The organism is Acinetobacter sp. ANC 3929 (genome assembly GCF_000369405.1).
GTDB lineage: Bacteria > Pseudomonadota > Gammaproteobacteria > Pseudomonadales > Moraxellaceae > Acinetobacter.
In genome coordinates this window covers 901,976-921,479 of the sequence record NZ_KB850000.1, presented here as the reverse complement: position 1 = coordinate 921,479, position 19,504 = coordinate 901,976, and the positions used below count along the sequence as shown (strand labels likewise).

At 39.7% G+C, this 19,504-nt stretch carries 20 protein-coding genes; 9 read left to right on the top strand and 11 right to left on the bottom strand.

Annotated features, from left to right (window positions below):
* The first annotated feature begins 90 nt into the window (after window positions 1-90).
* The 5 genes from F909_RS03995 to F909_RS04015 all read left to right on the top strand — a co-directional run bounded on the left by F909_RS03995 (window position 91) and on the right by F909_RS04015 (window position 3,920).
* Window positions 91-420 (top strand): hypothetical protein, encoded by a 330-nt coding sequence (locus F909_RS03995; RefSeq protein WP_005153388.1) that lies wholly within the window; start codon window positions 91-93, stop codon window positions 418-420.
* A gap of 119 nt (window positions 421-539) precedes the next feature.
* On the top strand, window positions 540-1,658 hold the full coding sequence (gene ftsY / locus F909_RS04000; RefSeq protein ID WP_005153387.1) for a signal recognition particle-docking protein FtsY: 1,119 nt from the start codon (window positions 540-542) through the stop codon (window positions 1,656-1,658).
* 180 nt (window positions 1,659-1,838) lie between these two features.
* A complete protein-coding gene (locus F909_RS04005; protein WP_032878116.1) occupies window positions 1,839-2,435 on the top strand; it encodes a nitroreductase family protein in 597 nt (198 codons plus the stop codon).
* 221 nt (window positions 2,436-2,656) lie between these two features.
* A complete protein-coding gene (locus F909_RS04010; RefSeq protein ID WP_005153381.1) occupies window positions 2,657-3,340 on the top strand; it encodes a YccT family protein in 684 nt (227 codons plus the stop codon).
* A gap of 106 nt (window positions 3,341-3,446) precedes the next feature.
* The gene (locus F909_RS04015; RefSeq protein WP_005153380.1) at window positions 3,447-3,920 is read left to right on the top strand and encodes a GNAT family N-acetyltransferase; all 474 of its coding nucleotides are present in this window, start codon (window positions 3,447-3,449) and stop codon (window positions 3,918-3,920) included.
* A 473-nt stretch (window positions 3,921-4,393) separates the two neighbouring features.
* Here the strand turns inward: F909_RS04015 and F909_RS04020 are convergent, their stop codons facing one another.
* The 8 genes from F909_RS04020 to F909_RS04055 all read right to left on the bottom strand — a co-directional run bounded on the left by F909_RS04020 (window position 4,394) and on the right by F909_RS04055 (window position 10,243).
* Entirely contained in the window at window positions 4,394-4,690 is a 297-nt protein-coding gene (locus tag F909_RS04020) for a cyd operon YbgE family protein (protein ID WP_005153378.1), read from the bottom strand.
* A 4-nt stretch (window positions 4,691-4,694) separates the two neighbouring features.
* The gene (cydX, locus tag F909_RS20945; protein ID WP_004653762.1) at window positions 4,695-4,796 is read right to left on the bottom strand and encodes a cytochrome bd-I oxidase subunit CydX; all 102 of its coding nucleotides are present in this window, start codon (window positions 4,794-4,796) and stop codon (window positions 4,695-4,697) included.
* A 14-nt stretch (window positions 4,797-4,810) separates the two neighbouring features.
* Complete coding sequence (gene cydB, locus F909_RS04030) at window positions 4,811-5,956, bottom strand: cytochrome d ubiquinol oxidase subunit II (protein WP_005153377.1); 1,146 nt, start codon at window positions 5,954-5,956, stop codon at window positions 4,811-4,813.
* Complete coding sequence (locus F909_RS04035; protein WP_005153376.1) at window positions 5,953-7,530, bottom strand: cytochrome ubiquinol oxidase subunit I; 1,578 nt, start codon at window positions 7,528-7,530, stop codon at window positions 5,953-5,955. The genes cydB and F909_RS04035 overlap by 4 nt, the downstream gene beginning before the upstream one ends.
* On the bottom strand, window positions 7,530-7,721 hold the full coding sequence (gene cydP, locus F909_RS04040; RefSeq protein WP_005153374.1) for a cytochrome oxidase putative small subunit CydP: 192 nt from the start codon (window positions 7,719-7,721) through the stop codon (window positions 7,530-7,532). Before cydP ends, F909_RS04035 begins: the two co-directional genes overlap by 1 nt.
* Window positions 7,722-8,273: 552 nt before the next feature.
* Window positions 8,274-8,885 (bottom strand): OB-fold-containig protein, encoded by a 612-nt coding sequence (locus F909_RS04045; RefSeq protein ID WP_171067356.1) that lies wholly within the window; start codon window positions 8,883-8,885, stop codon window positions 8,274-8,276.
* 22 nt (window positions 8,886-8,907) lie between these two features.
* Window positions 8,908-9,213 (bottom strand): Rieske (2Fe-2S) protein, encoded by a 306-nt coding sequence (locus F909_RS04050; protein WP_085940863.1) that lies wholly within the window; start codon window positions 9,211-9,213, stop codon window positions 8,908-8,910.
* A 16-nt stretch (window positions 9,214-9,229) separates the two neighbouring features.
* Entirely contained in the window at window positions 9,230-10,243 is a 1,014-nt protein-coding gene (locus F909_RS04055) for an adenosine kinase (RefSeq protein ID WP_005153371.1), read from the bottom strand.
* A 290-nt stretch (window positions 10,244-10,533) separates the two neighbouring features.
* Between F909_RS04055 and F909_RS04060 the strand changes: the two genes are divergently transcribed.
* The 4 genes from F909_RS04060 (at window position 10,534) to F909_RS04075 (ending at window position 15,755) form a co-directional block, all read left to right on the top strand.
* Window positions 10,534-10,965: a GNAT family N-acetyltransferase gene (locus F909_RS04060; RefSeq protein ID WP_005153369.1), complete on the top strand. Its 432-nt coding sequence runs from the start codon at window positions 10,534-10,536 to the stop codon at window positions 10,963-10,965.
* A 131-nt stretch (window positions 10,966-11,096) separates the two neighbouring features.
* Window positions 11,097-14,036 carry an insulinase family protein gene (locus F909_RS04065; protein WP_005153367.1) on the top strand — a complete coding sequence of 980 codons (2,940 nt, stop codon included), beginning with the start codon at window positions 11,097-11,099 and terminating at the stop codon, window positions 14,034-14,036.
* A gap of 20 nt (window positions 14,037-14,056) precedes the next feature.
* Window positions 14,057-15,226, top strand: coding sequence for a phospholipase A (locus F909_RS04070; RefSeq protein ID WP_005153365.1), 1,170 nt, complete (start codon window positions 14,057-14,059; stop codon window positions 15,224-15,226).
* A gap of 1 nt (window position 15,227) precedes the next feature.
* Window positions 15,228-15,755 (top strand): cysteine peptidase family C39 domain-containing protein, encoded by a 528-nt coding sequence (locus F909_RS04075; protein ID WP_005153363.1) that lies wholly within the window; start codon window positions 15,228-15,230, stop codon window positions 15,753-15,755.
* Here the strand turns inward: F909_RS04075 and F909_RS04080 are convergent.
* From F909_RS04080 to ilvA, 3 genes are all read right to left on the bottom strand, one after another.
* The gene (locus F909_RS04080) at window positions 15,743-17,080 is read right to left on the bottom strand and encodes a TrkH family potassium uptake protein (protein WP_005153360.1); all 1,338 of its coding nucleotides are present in this window, start codon (window positions 17,078-17,080) and stop codon (window positions 15,743-15,745) included. The two genes, F909_RS04075 and F909_RS04080, sit on opposite strands and share 13 nt — an antisense overlap.
* A gap of 1 nt (window position 17,081) precedes the next feature.
* A complete protein-coding gene (locus F909_RS04085) occupies window positions 17,082-17,732 on the bottom strand; it encodes a potassium channel family protein (RefSeq protein WP_005153358.1) in 651 nt (216 codons plus the stop codon).
* A 157-nt stretch (window positions 17,733-17,889) separates the two neighbouring features.
* Window positions 17,890-19,434 carry a threonine ammonia-lyase, biosynthetic gene (ilvA, locus tag F909_RS04090; protein WP_171067326.1) on the bottom strand — a complete coding sequence of 515 codons (1,545 nt, stop codon included), beginning with the start codon at window positions 19,432-19,434 and terminating at the stop codon, window positions 17,890-17,892.
* Window positions 19,435-19,504 lie beyond the last annotated feature (70 nt).

The window sequence follows — 19,504 nt, the reverse complement described above, 5'->3', positions numbered from 1 at the left end:
TTCAATAAGTTGTGGAATTGTGACTTATTGAACGTTGTGCTTGTCCTTAGCGAATCAGAGACTTACACTACCTCTAATTCGAGGTAGATTATGTTGTCTATAATTTTTAAACAGAAGGTTATGCAATCCAAATTAGGATTTAAGTTGGACCAAACTTATAATGTTTTGGTCGGTATTATTATTTTGCCTATTTTTATACTTGCGTATAACGCCTTACAACGCCCAATTAATACAGTGCAGTATCAAAAAGTCATTCAGTATGCACACCAAGCGAGCCATCCTAGAACACAGCATTTGGCCGAAGATATTTTGGAGCAGGCTAAAATTCGACGTGTAGATTATCTAAAGCTTTTAAGTGCTTACCAATTTGAATCAAATCGTATTAAACAATACCCGGCAATGGCAAAAGAAGATGAGTGAGTTTTAAACGATTCATTTTTATTTATAAATGAATGGTTTGCCTCTGTCGGAAAAAAGAAATCAATTTATGCTAGACTAGCGGTCTTTTTTAAAAGCTGCTTTATTCTCAAGGAATCGACATGCAACAGCAATCGAATATGCAAAATAAATTCTTGATAGATGCTGACATTGGTGATGATGATGTCACATTACCGAATTTACCTGCTGTCGATGTTCCCATTATTGATGAGCCAGTTGTAAAAACTACAGTTGAGACCCCAGCACCTGTAACGATTGCTGCAACAGCACCTGCTGTTGAAGAAGAACCCCAAGCGACGGGATTCTTTGGCCGCATGAAAGATGGTCTGACTAAAACACGTCGTAGTTTCACCGATGGTATGGTCAATATCTTGATCGGTGGTAAAGAGATTGATGACGAGTTATTAGAAGAAGTTGAAGAGCAAATGCTGGTTGCTGATATTGGTGTAGATGCAACCAAAACCATTATTGCGAACTTGACTGAAAGAACAGCTCGTGGTGATTTGATCTATTCCCATGCTTTGTACAAAGCATTGCAAGAAGAATTAGTCGCTTTATTGGCACCACGCGTTAAGCCATTACATATCGATCCTAATAAATCACCCTATGTGATCTTGATGGTCGGAGTAAATGGTGTAGGTAAAACTACAACCATCGGTAAATTGGCAAAGCGTTTACAAGGCGAAGGCAAAAAAGTGATGTTGGCAGCGGGCGATACTTTCCGTGCAGCTGCAACAGAGCAACTTCAAATTTGGGGTGAACGCAATGATATCCCTGTGGTTGCTCAAGGTCATGGGGCGGACAGTGCTTCGGTTATTTTTGATGCATTTGAAAGTGCACGTGCTAAAGGCATCGATGTGTTGATCGCTGATACGGCTGGACGTTTGCAAAACAAAGCCAACTTGATGGAAGAGCTGAAAAAAGTTAAACGTGTCATGCAAAAAATTGATGCTACTGCACCTCATGAGATTATGCTGATTGTTGATGCAGGCACAGGTCAAAATGCGATTAACCAAGTGCAGTTGTTTGATGAAGCTGTTGGTTTAACAGGGATTACCATTACCAAGCTTGATGGTACGGCAAAAGGTGGTGTGTTATTTAATATTGCAAGCCGAACTCACGTACCCATTCGCTATATCGGTGTGGGTGAGAAGATTGATGATTTACGTCCTTTCTCTGCTAAATCATTTGTGGCTGCATTATTTGAAACAGATAAGTAATTAAATTATGTTAAAAAAGACTCCACGGAATGTGGAGTTTTTTATTCAGAATAAAAAATTAGACTGTTTCAAAAAAAGAACGATCTGTCATATTTTTTGGGCTATTCCTAAAAAATGCGTCGTTATACACTACATTCAATCCAAGATAACGCCGAAATGGCACAAGGTAGGAATAACAACATGAGCAACTTCTTAAATAGCATTAAATCTCGTCGTACCATCTATGCGATTGGTAAAAATCTTACAGTTGATCAAACAACTGTTGAAGAAACAATCCGTGAAGCAGTAAAACAAAGCCCATCATCATTCAACTCACAAACATCACGTGTTGTGACGTTGTATGGTGACTCTCATGTTAAATTCTGGGAAATCGTACGTGAAACGTTACGTAAAATGGTTCCTGCAGAAGCTTTTGCAAATACAAGCGCAAAAATTGATAGCTTTGCTGCTGGTTTTGGTACAGCGTTATTTTATGAAGACCAAGATGTTGTAAAAGGTTTACAAGAGCAATTTGCACTATACGCAGATAACTTCCCAGTATGGTCTGAACATTCAAGTGCAATCGCTCAGTTTGCAACATGGACTGCATTATCTGAAATTGGTGTAGGTGCTTCATTGCAACACTACAACCCAATTGTTGATGCAGAAGTTGCTGAAACTTTTGATATTCCAGCGAACTGGAAATTACGTGCTCAGCTTGTATTCGGTTCAATCGAAGCAGCGGCAGGCGATAAAACGTATATGGATGATTCTGCACGTTTCAAAACTTTTAACTAAGTTAAAGCGAGTAGTGAAAAAGAGCACGAAACAGTGCTCTTTTTTTATTTCTATTGAATATTCGCCAAAAGAAGTATGGCACTTATAATCAAAAATGATGTATATATCTTAAATAAGCCGAATTGATGGAATAGACAGTTTTGTTTTCTGTCATAAAATAGTCACAATCGCATTGCATAGTGCATACGATTTCATAAATTGTTTATATCGAGAAGAGTCTAATGTCTTTAAGAGTTGGTGTTGCTGCTTTCGGGTTATTATTAAGTAGTTCAGTTTTTTCAGCAGTCACAATCACTGCACCTGAAGAAATCGTGATTCTTGCTGTAAATGGTCAAGAAGTAAATAGTGGATTAATTCCATCAAAGAAGAATAACTATCAAGTAGATCCAGGGAATTTAACGGTCAATGTTCGTTATCGTGAATATTTTGAGCATTTAAATGGTGAACATGACATTGTTAAATCAGGTGTTGTAACCATCCAAGCACAAGATTTACAAGACAATCAGTCTTATAGTCTAGGTTTGGTCAATGCACCTAAAGACTTTGATTCAGCAAAGAAATATGCTGACCAACCAACGGTTGCATTATACGATCAAAACAAAAAATTGGTTGTACAGCAAACAGGTGCAAACAATGAAGTACAACCTTGGTTTACTGGCAGTAATTTATTAAGCCGTACTTTAGATTTAACACAAAAGAATAAGAACAATGCTGCCAATCAACCTGCACCTGTTTATGCAGGTGCGACGGCACAAGCGGTTACTGCTGCGCCTGTTGCGGTAACAACAGCAGCGACAGTGGGTACAGCAAAAAACACAGATCAACAATTGGCTGAATTGTGGCAAAAGGCTTCTAAAGCGGAACGCCAAAAATTTATGGCTTGGTTAGCAGGTCAAACAAACTAATCCAAAACTTGATTAAAAAGCCGATGTTATCATCGGCTTTCTTTTGTGTGGGATAAAGTAAAATGTCTTTAAAATTACAAGTGCAAATAATAGTGATTTAGAACAATTGGTTAAGCTTATTAATATCGCTTATAGAGCACAATCAGAACGTAGTTGGACAACGGAGAAAGCATATGTACAAGGCGATCGCATTCGTAAGTTTCAATTAGAAGAAGGATTACAGCAACCAAATTTCGAACTATTGTTGGGTGAGCTAGATAATCAAAAGATTGTTGCCTGCATAGGATTAAGTTTGAATGAAGATTACATGGAAATTGGTACTTTTGCTGTTGATCCAAGTATACAAAATCAAGGCTATGGTAGTGAAATGCTAAATTATGCTGAGCTATATATTGGTCAACATTATCTAGGGATTCGTGATTTAGTCATGTATGTTTTAGACGTTCGTACTGAACTGTTGGCTTATTATCAGCGTCGTGGTTACCAAATAACGGGAAGGAAAAGCGAATATCCAATTGATGCAGGAGTAGGGAAACCAATTGTACCTATTCAACTCATTGAAATGAAAAAATATCTTTAAACAGGGGCGAGAATTAATATAGACACATCATAGGATATCGCCAAGAGATTTAATAACCATATAATAGCTACATTGGTAGGTGTTTGTAATTACAATGGCGTGACAAATAGTGCATTAAATCAGTATGGCACTCAGTTTTATTTACACGCATGCTAGACATGGGTTGATGGTGCGATTTGAAAATATACTTTGTATCATTACGCTGTTGCGGTCAGGCATACTCTGTTTTCTGTTGAAGCAAGTGAGTTCTAATTCACGAGATATGCAGTTTAGTATTTAGTATAGGCGGTAAAAACAGATGCTTATTCAGGATGATCTTATAGGTACGATCAATTAAAATGAGTATTCATCATTATTGCTGGTGTGATTGTAATTGTCCAAACAAGTAATATGTGTTCAATGCTATGAAAAAAGTTAAAAGAATTAAAAAGAGGAAGCAATATTGCTTCCTCTTTTTGTTGGTTTAGTCGAAATTAATTTCCAATCCAAATAAAGTAACCCAAAACCATTAATGGCCAAGCGATATAAGGACTAAATAACCATTTCCATAACCAGAATCTGGGTATAAAACCAACGCCATGAATAAAGCCACCAGAGATCCCAATCATCACCAGCATCAGCAGGCTATGATTATAGTGTCCGTTGGCATCCAGCATCAGTGATGGGTGAACCAATAAAATAGCAGCAAGGGGCAATGCCAACAAAAACGAAATGGTCATTGCAAGTATTTGCGCTTTACTATTCTTCGGTGTTGTCATTGCTTCAGCCATTTTATTATTCCTCATCTAAATCTTGATGATGTTCGATATAAAGTGCACTCAATACACCTGCGAAACATGCCATCAAAACACCTAGAATCCATGCAAAATACCACATGTCATATCTCCTCATTAATACAAACTATGTGAATTTTCTTCGATATGTTTGTTGGTGATGATGCCCCACATTTTGTAATATGACCAAGAGGTATAGATCAAAATGAGCGGAACAAAGATACATGCAGCAACTGTCATTACACCTAGGGTTTTATGACTAGAAACAGCATCCCACATGGTCAAGCTTGAAGTTGGATCAATGCTTGACGGTAATAAGAATGGGAACAACGCAAAACCAGCAGTGAGAATTGCACCAACAATCATCAGGCTAGTACCTGTAAAACTCACAGCCGCTTTATGTTTTGCTGCACTGATAATTACCAATAATGCACCGAGGATCGCAAGGATTGGTGCAGCCATCGTCATTGGATACGTTGCATAGTTATTTAACCAACCATGATTGGCATTGGTCACTACATCTTTTGCCAATGGATTCAATGGAGCATTGGTATTTACAGCAGTGGCGTAGCTATATCCAGAGATATTGCCAAAGACTAACCATGCACCTGCGGCCAAGAAGCAGATAAGAAATACAATAGCCATGATTTGTGTTGCTTTAGCTGAACGGTTATGCAAATTACCATCCGTACGTAGCATTAACCAAGCACCACCGTGTGCACATAACATCGATAGGCTGACGATACCGCAAATCAGTGCAAACGGATTTAAGAGTGCAAAGAAGCTCCCTGTATATTGTGAACGCAAAGTGTCATCTAAGCTAAACGGTACGCCTAGAAACAGGTTGCCGAATGCCACACCAAACACCAGTGCAGGTACAGCACCACCGATGCATAGGCCCCAATCCCAAGAAGTACGCCATTGGGTATTCTCTAATTTAGAGCGATAGTCGAAGCCGACGGGCCGCAGGAACAGGGCAAATAGAACAAGCAGTAAGGCCCAGTACATTCCAGAGAACGCAACTGCATAGACCATTGGCCAAGCAGCAAAAAGTGCACCACCGGCTGTAATGAACCAGACTTGGTTACCATCCCAATGCGGAGCAATGGTGTTGATTGCAGCACGGCGTTCAGAGTCGGTTTTACCGACAAATGGCATCAGTGCCATTGAGCCCATATCGAAACCATCGGTAAGTGCAAAGCCGATCAGTAGTACACCTACTAGGACCCACCAGATAATTTTTAGGAGTTCATATTCGATCATGATTGAGCCTCCCCAGTTTTTGCTTCTAGTTTTTCAAAATGATATTTACCAGTATGCAAAGAACTTGGACCTAAACGAGCAAATTTGATCATTAAGTACATTTCAATAATGAGCAGTACGGTATAGAACGCTGCAAGCGCGATAATTGAGCCCCATACATCACCAGCGCTGACGCTAGATGCAGAGAGGTGGGTCGGTAAAATTTCACCGATCGACCACGGTTGACGACCACCTTCGGCTACATACCAACCTGTTTGAGCTGCAATCCATGGGAGAGGAAGAGCAAACAAAGCAAATTTGAGTAACCAAGGCTTATCTTCGGCATTACGTTTTGCGACTGCCCAAGTTGCGAAAAGGAACAGCAATAACATCAGGAAGCCAGAAGCCACCATTGCACGGAAAGAGAAGAACAGTGCGGCTACGTTTGGAATGGTATCTTTAGTTGCCGCTTGAATATGTGCTTCAGTGGCATCAACCACATTTGGAGAATATTTTTTCAAGAGTAGGCCATAACCTAAGTCTTTTTGATTTTTCTCAAATGAAGCCAACAGTTCAGGCGAACGATCACCAGCACGAAGTTTTTCCAGCTCGCTATAGGCCACCATACCATTACGGATACGCACTTCATGTTCTTTCATCAAGTCACGTAAACCAGTCACTTCTTTATCGGTAGAACGAGTCGCAATAATCCCCATCACATAAGGAATTTTAATCGCATAATCGGTACGCATTTCCTGCTGATTTGGGAGACCAAACAGGGTAAATGCAGCAGGTGCAGGTTCGGTATGCCATTCTGCTTCAATCGCAGCAAGTTTGGTTTTTTGCACATCACCCAATTCATAGCCAGACTCATCACCGAGTAGAATGACAGATAAAGTTGATGCTAAACCGAAGATTGCAGCGATGGCGAATGAGCGACGTGCAAATGGTAAATCACGTTTCTTTAATAAGTAATAACTCGAGATGGCAAGTACAAAGATCGCACCTGTGACATAACCGGCAGAAACTGTATGTACAAATTTTACTTGCGCCACAGGGTTAAAGATCAGCGCACCGAAGTCCACCAGTTCCATACGCATGGTTTCGTAGTTAAATGCAGCACCAACTGGGTTTTGCATCCAACCATTGGCAATGAGAATCCACAAGGCTGACATATTCGAGCCAATCGCCACCAACCAAGTCACACCTAAGTGCTGTACCTTAGATAAACGATCCCAGCCAAAGAAGAATAAACCAATAAAGGTGGATTCGAGGAAGAAAGCCATCAGACCTTCAATTGCAAGCGGTGCCCCGAAAATATCGCCGACATAGTGAGAATAATAAGCCCAGTTGGTACCGAACTGGAACTCCATAGTAAGACCAGTGGTTACCCCTAAGGCAAAGTTAATCCCGAAAAGTTTCCCCCAGAATTTGGTCATGTCTTTATAAATTTCTTTACCTGAAATCACATAAGTGGTTTCCATGATGGCAAGAATAAAAGCCAGACCTAAAGTTAGAGGGACGAAAAGAAAGTGATACATTGCGGTCATTGCAAATTGGAACCGCGAAAGATCGACCACGCTTTCAGAAATCATCAACGTGTCTCCTGAGTTTTGGACATGTCGCCAGCAATACGCTCGGCAACTTCATTGTTAAAATCTTTTGGAATCGTTGGGGCATCAAACCAGATATGCTTAATCACCAAGAGCAATACAACTTTAATAATAAGAATAATTGTAATTTCTCGAATGAGTCGCCGATTTGGGTCTTGAGAACTTGTGCTCATAGAACCTAGCCTCATATTTAAAGAAGATATAAAACATTATTAAATAAAATTCATTAAAAATAAACCTTTGGGTTTTTTAAATAATTTAAATATTAAATATTGATAAAAAACAACAATTTGTGTTGAATTAACCAAATTGTTTAAAATAATTATTTTAACCAACTAAAATAATATGGATTCATTTTTAAATCTGATTAAAACAGTTGTATTTGTTATTTTAAATCTGATTAAAAAGCTATGGTTTAAAATGAATTAAATAAATATTAAACCAACTAAAATGGTATGAATATAAAATTTATAATATATACAGTAGCTTAACTCTTCGATTACAAAATTAAAAAGGTTTTATAGTGAAATAACCACAAAACCTAGTGTATTACTAGAGATTATTCTAAAAAATGTGATGAGCATCACTGTTGTATTTTTTGTGTCAGTGAGATCATGAAAACAACAAGAAGGGAAGCGCTAAATTCAAAACTTTTGCAGGATATATTTGTAATAAAATGTAAAAATTATTATTTTTCTCTACTCGAGAGTAATTTCTAGTCAAAATTAGTCTGGTGCGAATAAGTTATTTGAGAGCGATATTTTTTTTGCGAGATAATGCGAGTTTGATTTTTGGCTAATTAGCAATACTTGTGACTGTAATTCCAATTCACCATACTCGGGTTCAACTTGTACATAATAGAGTTGACCAAACTCATCACGCACACGTGCCTGAGCAGAAAAACCAGGGCGGGCATTTCCAGTTGAGATTGTGGCTAAGCGCCCAACCAAATTGGTATGGGTATGTGTGACCTTGGGTTTAATCACTTGGTCTAAACAGTGAATCATAAATACGGTAAAGAAAATATCGATGATCAGTGCTGGAACAAATAAATAGTAAGGCGAGATAAAATAATGCTGCAAAGCAAAGAACGACAGTTCCAGAAAATAGCCTGCAAAACTAAAATTAATCAGTAAAAAAACAAAGATCAAATACTTAGAAAATTTTACATCGAGTAGTGGAGAGTTCAGTAACCAATCTGGAGTGAGCTTTTGAACCAAATGGCTGGGCCGTAAGCCAATGACGATACCAATGGTTTCTGCAATGCTAAGCACAATTAAAGCCACTACGCTCATATGAAATGGCATAAGGTAGTAGTTTAGGAAAAACTCAGTCATCGCAGAATTCATGATTTAAAGCTTAGTCAATATAGATACCACCATCTGAATGGACTTCCAAATTTACTTTTTCAAGGAATTCACCCAAACATGGTCCAGAAATACATTCACCTGTTTCGACAGAAAATAAAGCACCATGCGTAGAACACTGGATATATTCTCGATCTTGATCCAAAAATTGATTTTCTAAATACTCAAGTTCAGTTTGCAAATGTGGGCAAACATTTTGATAGGCATAAAAACTACCATCTTTTTGAGTAATAAAAATCGTGGTTCCTTTCATGGTGTCATAGGCACGAGATTCCCGTTCTGGGACTTCTTCGGTCATGCAAATCTTTTCCATGTTATGCACATTCCTGTTGAGCTTTTTGGAATTGTTCAAAGAGTTTAGCGTAATTTTCTACGCTTAAACGCGGTCCATACTGAGCAACCACTTCACTTGAGATCAAAATAGCAAGTTGTGCTGCTGCTTCCAAGCCTAAACCTGAATTGATTGCATATAAAAATGCACCAGAGAATGCATCGCCAGCACCATTGGTATCAACCGCTTCAACCGCGCGACCATTGACATGGAAGTGATGTGCTTGATCTACAATGACAGCACCTTTGGCACCTTGCGTAATCACCACATGTTGATTTTTTAATTTTAAAATTTCAATTGCAGCATCGAGGTTTTCTGTTTCGGTAAACATGAGTGCTTCTTGCTCGTTACAGAACAATAAGTCAACGCCATCATCTAACAGCTCTTCTAGACCTTGACGTGCGTATTGCACCATCGCTGGGTCTGAAAGTGATAAAGCAATTTTAACGCTATGCGCTTTAGCGAGTTCACGGGCTTGTTTGACTGCAACACGAGCAGTATCACTGGTAGACAAATAACCTTCGATATACAGCCATTTTGCAGTTTTAAGTGGCTCAAGATCGATTTGTTCATCAGACAATTCAGCAGTAATCCCAAGGTAAGTTTGCATGGTGCGCTCTGAATCAGGGCTGATCAGAACCATACATGTACCTGTTACGCCTTCACTAATCGATTGTGTCGTGGTTTTAATGCCTGCTTCGTTTAAGCCATCTAGATAGATACGACCGAGTTCATCATTACCTACACGGCAACCATAAAATGCAGTACCGCCTAATGCACTGAAAGCGACCGTAGTATTTGCTGCTGAACCACCGCTGGCTTGGCCTTTGTAGCTTTGCGTCGCTTGTAACTGTTGATATAAATTTGCCTGAGTTTCGCCATCGGCTAACTGCATTGTGCCTTTTTGCAACGCTTGTTGCGTCAAAAACTCATTTGAGACTTTAAATTCTTGGTCAATGAGTGCATTACCAATTGCAAAAAGGTCAACAGTTGCCATGTTTATCATCACAGTAAAAATCAAAAAGTAAAGTTTACACTAATGCTCAAGATTACAGTAGTTTGTTGAAAGAAATTCATCTTATTTGTTCTAAAAACCAAAGATATACAATAAGAAGGGACAATAATCAGAATTGGATAACATAGGCTTGTATTGATAATAATTCTTAATTAAAAGTAATCGGAATATATTGTAGTTACGTGGATTGGTTGAGAATAGATCCAAATATAAGAGTAGCAAACAACGGAAAAGGCACTTTTTAAAACTTGTATTGTTTATGGGGAAGTTTAATGAGAACAGAACGAATTGATCACTTACCGCCAGCATTAGATGGATTAATCGAATGTTCAGAACGGGAAGGCTTTCAATTTTTAAGCCGATTAAAACAGGATTTCCAGACAGGTAAGAATTGTTTCGACCGATTTGGTGAAGCTTTATTTGTCGTATATGCAAAAAATAAATTAATTGCAGTCGGCGGGTTGAATCAAGATCCTTTTGATCACTTAAATAAAGTTGGTCGCTTACGTCGTTTTTATATCCATCCTGATTATCGTCGAAAAAGAATAGGAACCTATTTATTGCTGCATGTGGAACGATATGCACAAGCTCATTTTGAAAGATTAGATTTATTCACTGACACAGAAAATGCAGCTTATTTCTATCAAAGTATGGGGTATGAACCATTGGTTTCGCTTCATAGTAATTTTCGAAAATTTTTTTAATAAAGTGTGTTTTGATTAGCCGCTGCATTTTTCTACAAAAACATAGTAATTTACATGGATATCCATACGTATTCTTCGGTAGACTCTCTATAATCAATTGTAATGATTTAAATAGATAAATTGGAGATCACATGACTGTCGATGTTACTGAAAGCATTACTCAAACGACACATCCCGCGTTTCAGCTATTACGTCAACACCATGTAGAAGCACTCGATATTCAAGTTTCAGAATATAAGCACAAAGTGACTGGTGCAGTTCACTACCATTTGGCTACAACACATGATGAAAATGTGTTCTTGGTGGCATTTAGAACTCAGCCGATGGATTCCAAAGGCGCTGCACATATTTTAGAGCACACGGCACTTTGTGGTTCTGAAAAGTTCCCTGTACGTGACCCTTTCTTCTTGATGATCCGTCGTTCATTGAATACATTTATGAATGCATTCACAGCTGCGGATTGGACAGCTTATCCTTTTGCAACACAGAACAAAAAAGATTTTCAAAACTTATTGTCTGTATATTTAGATGCTGCCTTCGCGGCCAATTTAAACCCTTTAGACTTTGCACAGGAAGGGATTCGGATTGAGTTGGAAAATGATCAAGCCGTTTATAAAGGTGTCGTGTTTAATGAGATGAAAGGGGCAATGAGTTCTCCTTCAGATCAGCTTTATCATCAGCTTGCACATCATTTATTCCCAGAAACTACTTATCACTACAACTCTGGTGGCGATCCTAAAGATATTCCAGATTTAAGTTATGAGCAGTTGGTTGATTTCTATAAAACGCACTACCATCCAAGCAATGCGGTATTTATGACCTTTGGTAATCAAAGTGCATATGACTTGCAAGAACAGTTCGAAAAACTAGCTTTACATAAGTTCTCTCAAGGGACCACGTTATATTCAAAACCAGAGAAGCGTTTAACGGCACCTGTAGCAGTGACTGAGAGTTATGCCGTCGATAGTGAAGATCTAAACGACAAAACTTATCATGTGATGTCCTGGTTATTGCCTGAAACCAGCGATACCAAATTACGTTTAGGGATGCGTCTGGTCGAGGGGATTTTATTAGAAAATTCGGCTTCACCATTACGACATTATTTGGAAACCTGTGGTTACGCACAATCAACAGGTCCACTTATGGGGGTGGATGACAGCAACTTTGAAATGACTTTCTATTGTGGTGTTCAAGGTTCAAATGCCGAACATGCAGACACATTTAAGACTGGCGTTTTAGATATTCTGAAAGATGTCGCTTCTAAGCCCGTAGATACTGATTTTGTCGATGCCATTCTTCATCAAATTGAATTACATCAACGTGAGATCAATGGTGATGGTACCCCATATGGTTTAAGTTTGATTCTCAATGGGTTAGGTAGCGCGATTCATCATAGTGATCCAGTTCATGTCTGGGATGTGGACTCTGCGATTGAACAAGTAAAAGAAGAGTTAAAAGACCCGATGTGGTTATCAAACTTGATTCAAACCCACTTGTTAGATAATCCGCACCGTGTACAAATGACCTTAGTTCCTGATGCAACCAAATCAGTGAAAGAACAACAAGCTGAACAAGCGCGCTTGGCTGAAATTACAGCTCATCTGACTGATGCGCAGAAAGTTGAAATCCAAGAAAAAACAGCAGCATTAAAGCAACGTCAAGACACACCCGATGATCTTGAATTATTGCCTAAAGTTGGTTTGGAAGATGTGCCTGCTGAATTGCAGATTGTACAGGGGCAACTGCGTGAAATCATCTGTAATGGTTTAGATACGCCGTTGAATCTATATCATGCTGGAACCAACGGGATTTACTACCAACAAGTGTTGATTCAGATTCCTGATGAAATCGTACAGTCTCCTTACTTCAATTTACTCTCAATTTTAATGGGTGAGGTTGGTGCAGGTGAGTATGATTACTTGGAGTTCCAGCAAATCCAAACAGCAGTCAGTGGTGGCTTGGGTATGGGTGCATCTTTGCGCAGTAAGGTGGACGATAAAGACCGTATCAGTGCATGGCTCACTTTGACCACAAAATCACTAACACAAAAACTGGATGCCATTCAATTATTAAAATTGGCGTTTGAGCAGCTTCGTTTTGATGAGAAAGACCGTATCATTGAGTTATTGCAACAACGTAAAACGCGTTGGCAATCGCGTTTGTCTGGCTCAGGCCATAGCTATGCGATGCAAGCTGCTTCACGCCAAATGAGTGCTCTTGCACGCCGTGATTATCATAATACGGGTTTGGGCGCATTGAATTGGCTGAATGACTTGGTTAATCAAATTGATCAAGACGATACTGCTTATCAAGCCTTGATTGCTGAATTGCAGTCAATTCATCGTAAATTGCTGCAAGCACCTAAACAGTTCTTATTGGTCTGTGAAGAACACCAGTCTGATCGGTTGGTCGAAGAAGTTCAAAATGTCTGGGATAAGCTGGCCGTTGATCAAGCACCTGTTCAATTAACGCAAGTAGAACCCGTTAATACTTCAGATGATGAAGCATGGTTAATTCAAGCCAACGTACAATTCTGTGCATCTGCTTATCAAGCAGTCGATGTTGCTCATCCAGATGCTGCGCCTTTAATGGTGTTGGCGGCTTATTTGAGGAATGGTTTCTTGCATAGCGCCATTCGTGAAAAAGGTGGCGCATATGGTGGCGGAGCAAGCTATGATGGCAATGCGTGTTCATTCCGTTTCTATAGCTATCGTGATCCACGCTTAGCTGAAACGTTTAATGATTTTGAAGCCAGTGTTCAATGGTTACTCAATACCGAACAACAACCACATCAACTGGAAGAGGCAATTCTAGGTTTAGTGGCGAGTATGGATAAACCGGGTTCACCTGCAGGTGAAGCAATCACAGCATGTTATGCATTATTGCATGCACGTACGCCAAAATTCCGTAAAATCTTGCGCGAACGCTTGTTAAATGTAAATTTGGATGATTTACAGCGTGTTGCACAGCAATATTTATTGGCTCAAAAACCAGTGAAAGCTGTTGTTGCGCCATTTGCGAAACGTGAAGAGTTGCAGAAACTTGGATTTACTATTCAGCAAGTCAATTAAAATAAAAATCGGAGAAATCTATGGCGTTCAAATCTTTTGAACGTCGTCATTTGGAGCTCAGTATCCTCGCGATACTTGGCTCTTTAACGACGTCGTTGGCAAATGCACAATCAATAGCACCGACAAGCCCTGCGAGTGTTGAAGCATGCGTGGCTTTGGCTGCAAATGCGGAACGCTTGGCTTGTTATGACAGCCTGTATAAAGCGCCCATCATTATTCCAACACAAGCCCAAACGGATGCTGCGCCTGTGGTTGCTGCAGCTATGCCTGTGGTTGAGTCTAATGAAAAAGCCAAACCCGAATCTTTAAAAGACAAAGTAGTTCAAAAAGTAAGTGATTTGCATTTGTTAGGTGCTGCACCGAAGTTTGATCCAAATGTTTCTTTATTGGATCGTCGATGGGAATTGTCGGAAGAAAGTAAGCTCGGGGTGTGGAACATTCGTGCCTATCAACCTGTTTATTTGCTTCCAGTGTTTTGGACCAGTGACAAAAACGAATTTCCAAGTAGTCCAAATCCAGAAAACACGGTCAAAGACAAGCAAGATTTAAAGTCCAGTGAAGCCAAGTTTCAGCTTTCCTTTAAGACGAAGGCTTGGGAAAATATCTTTGGTAATAATGGTGATCTTTGGGTCGGTTATACTCAGTCATCTCGCTGGCAAGTCTATAATTCGGAAGAATCGCGACCATTCCGCGAGACCAATTATGAACCCGAAGCGAGTTTGATGTTTAGAACTAACTATGAAGTTTTAGGGCTCAATGCACGTTTGCTTGGTGTGACCTTGAACCATCAGTCGAATGGCCGCTCTGATCCATTATCACGTAGTTGGAACCGTGTCATTTTCAATCTTGGGTTTGAAAAAGATAATTTCGCCTTGATGGTTCGTCCTTGGTATCGTGTAGAGGAAGAAGCGAAAGATGATAATAATCCAGATATTAAAGATTATATCGGTCGCGGTGATTTAACAGCATTCTACCGTAAAGGCGATAATGATTTTTCTTTGATGTTGCGTCATTCATTGAAAGGCGGAGACCGTTCACACGGTGCAGTTCAATTCGATTGGGCTTTTCCAATCAAAGGCAAATTGCGTGGTCATTTACAGTTATTTGATGGCTATGGCGAAAGTCTGATTGATTATAACCACCGAGCAACGTATGCGGGCTTGGGTGTGTCATTGATGAACTGGTATTAAATTGAGTTTAAATATTCCAGAACCTTTGTTGCAGCTTGAAGCAAATTGCGGTGTGTTTGCGGTCTGGCTTATCTTAAAGCAATATCATCCGCATATTGATATTGCTGACCTGATCCAATTATGTAGTCACGATCAAAAAGATGGAACCTTTACCATTGCTTTGGCTGTAGCACTGAAAAAATTAGGCTTTGAGGTGTCGTTCTATACGGCACCTGATCCTAATATGGATGAAAAAGAAAAGCAAAGTTATCTGGAGGCACAAAATCTCCAGATTCCGATTCATACTGCTTTAACTTATTCAGAGATCCAGAACGCTTTTGAACAAGGCAACTTCGTGATTGTGTTTTATGACACATTACAAGGTATGGGAAATCAATCTTTGATTTATTCAATCGATGAACAAGAGATTAGTTTCTGTGATCATTTTGACGTGATGCCTAAAACAGTGTTTGAACAACAACGTCAAAGTGATGAAATTTGTCGACAAGTGATTGTGGTTGAACAGCCTTTAGACCATCATCCAATCTGAATATTGGCATTGGCATGTTTTAAGCGGCTCTTCTTTGGAGTCGCAATTAAATAGGCGAGGGTTAATGGCCCCAGTCGACCAGTAAACATCAGCAAACTGAGCACAAACAAACTCCCATCATGCAACTGACTTGTTGCACCACGTGATAGACCTACAGTACATGCCGCAGAGACCACTTCGAACATCAGATCGAGCACATCTAATTTCGGTTCAAGCAGGAAAACAATAAAGCACCCCACAAAAACGAGCATGCCTGTAATGGCAGTCACGGCGAGCGCCTTATAAGTTGTTTCTTGTGAAACTGAATGGTTAAAAATCCGAATTTCTTCATTACGACGTAGAAAGGAAATCACACAAAGCAGCAAGATCACAAAAGTACCAACTTTAATACCACCTGCGGTACTGAGTGAACCCCCACCAATGAACATCAATAACATGGTCAATAAAGCCGTACTATGTTCCATTGAGCCTGTATCAATGGTGTTAAATCCAGAAGAACGTGGCACAGTCGCTTGGAACCAAGCATTCATGGCTTGTTCGCCCAAACTCATTGAGCCTAAGGTGAGCGGATTATTAGACTCTAATAGCCAAATTAAGATAAATGCAACGAGGTTTAAAATTGCAATGGTACTGAGAATCAGCTTACTGTTCGGTGTTAGCTTGCTCCAACGTTTATTTTGTTTAACATCAATGAGTACCAAAAAGCCAATCCCGCCTAGGGTATATAACATGCTGATGGTTAGACAAATCAGATAATGGCTTTGAAAGTTAATTAGACTGTTATCAAATAACGAAAAACCTGCGTTATTAAAAGCTGAAACGCTATAGAAAACAGCATAATAAAGCCCACGCGCAAAACCATACATGGGGGCAAACGAAGCGGTCAGAATAATCACGCCAATCAATTCAAACAACAGGGTATACAGCACAACCCCTTTGGCCACAAAAGTAACTTTAGATAGACTGGTTTGACCCAAACTGTCCTGCGCCATCATCTGTTGTTTTAAGCCAAGTTTAGGAGCGAGGCTCAATGCAGCCAATATGGCAAAAGTCATAAAACCTAAACCACCCGACTGAATCAATAACAGAATAATAAACTGCCCAAGATGATTAAAAGATTCATTTAGATTAACGACAGATAAACCTGTAATGGTGACTGCTGAGGTTGCTGTAAATAAAGCATCCATCCAGCTGACATTACCTTTATTCGCAATCGGCATTTTTAGTAATATCGTGCCAATGATAATAAAACTGAGAAATCCAATCGCCAGCAAAGACGGCGGGCTAAGATTGAAAATTTTCTGGGAGTTTATTTTGAATGCCATTTTATGCGAAACATCCTGAAAGTTTTCTAAGATGGCTGAGTGAACCTTCTAAAATCAGGACATCACCCGTTTGTAAGGTAAAATTTGCATCTGTTTCATAGAGAATCTGTTGATCGCGTTTGAGTAGTAATAACTTAATGTTTGGTTCTTGTTTTAAGATGCCTGATAAATTTACATTGTTGAGTTTTTCATTGACTGGAACTTTAACGATGTAATGATCATCATCCAAAGCCATATAACGGCTTACCATTGGATAATTTAATGCTTGAGCAACGCGTACACCCATATCTTCTTCTGGATGGATAATCTTATTGACATTTAAATGGGAAAGGATCGTATGATGTGCCTTGGTTTTCGCTTTGACTAAAATCTTCTCTACGTCTAAATTTTTGAGATTAAGCACACACAGGATACTGGCCTCAATATCTTCACCGATTGCGACTACAACCGCATCACAATTTTGTATATTCAGCTCTTCTAGGACATGCTCATCAGTGGCATCAGCAATCACTGCATGCGTAATGCGATCAGCCAAGCTTTCGACATTGCGTTTGATGGTATCAATACCGATAACATCATGATTCAGTTTAGTCAGCTCTAACGCAACAGTTGCCCCAAAACTACCTAAACCAATGACTGCAAACTGTGCCATAACTGTCCTTAACTAAATGATAAAAATGTCTTTTTATTCATTTTAAGATGGAATAACTTTCTATTTGTAATGATTTTGTTTGTTATAACGAATCAATGATCAAAAGATTGAATAAAAATAAAGCCGACATCAAGCCGGCTTTAAGTATCGACGCTGATTATTTAAGGAAACGCTGATAACCAATATTGTTGCTGATTTCAGCATATGGATAAGTGATTTTTTCTAATGTTTCAACTAAACCATCAGGGTTTTGCTTTGCATCAGTCGCTTGAAGCCCGACCAGTACACGACCTTCTGCCGCACCGTGATTGCGGTAATGGAACAGGGTAATGTTATGGGTTGGGCCTAAACGTTCTAAGAAGGTCAATAGTGCACCTGGACGTTCTGGAAACTCAACTCGGAACAAACGCTCATGTTCGATATTAGCATGACCACCGATCAAATAACGGATATGCAATTTTGCCACTTCATCATCAGACAAATCATCAACTTCATATTGTTGTTTTAACATGTTATGAATTTCATGACGTTCGGTTTCACCGCCTTTGAGGCTGATCCCGACAAAGACTTGAGCAAGATTGCTATCACTGGCACGGTAGTTAAACTCAGTGATGTTACGGCCTTGTAGTGCACGGCAGAAATGCAGGAAGGCGCCTTTTTGCTCAGGAATCGTCACAGCATAGATCGCCTCACGACGTTCGCCCAACTCAGTACGTTCTGCAATATAGCGTAAACGGTCAAAGTTCATGTTGGCACCACATACAATCGAGACTATGTTTTTATCAGTCAATTGATGCTCTGCAACATACTTCTTGATGCCAGCCAAGGCCATTGCACCAGAAGGTTCGACGATACTGCGATTCTCATCATAGGTATCTTTAATGGCCGCACAAATTTCATCTGTATCGACAGTGACAATAACAGGTTCCACGATTGGGCCTGAATTATCTGACTTACGTAAACGGATTACATCAAATGGTAGCTCGCCAATTTGCGCAACGGCTGTACCATCAGCAAATAGACCCACATGTGGTAACACCACGCGTTCATTTGATTCAAGTGCTGCTTTCAAACATGCAGATTCTTCGTATTCAACACCAATCACTTTGACGTGTGGCGCTACTTCACCTAAATACGCTGCAACACCTGCAATGAGTCCGCCACCGCCAACGGCAACGAAAACATATTCAACATCACGCCATTGACGCAATAACTCATTGGCAATCGTCCCTTGACCAGCAATCACCAGCTCATCGTCATAAGGCGGGATAAAAACTAATCCTTCATCTTCTGCACGTTGTTTGGCATATTTGTTGGCAACATCGAAACTATCACCATGTAACACAACTTGACCGCCTAGGCGTTTAACAGCCTGAACTTTAATATCCGGTGTCGTGCTTGGCATCACAATAATGGCCGGTATGCCTAATTTTTTTCCAGACAGCGCAACGCCTTGGGCGTGGTTACCTGCTGATGCACAAATTACACCACGATCGAGTTGATCTTTAGGAAGTTGGCTAATGCGGTTGTAAGCACCGCGTAGCTTGAAAGAGAATACAGGTTGTAAATCTTCACGTTTAAATCGAATGTTATTATTAATTTTTTGACTAATTCGTGGAGCTGCTTCAAGCGGTGTTTCAATCGCAACATCATAAACCGTTGCTTGTAAAATTTGTCGTACCACACGAGACAGCATGTTCATCTTCCCTATAACAGTTTAAAATAGGCAATCATTGTAGCAAACCCCCGTGCATTTGCGCTGTTTTCTTAGT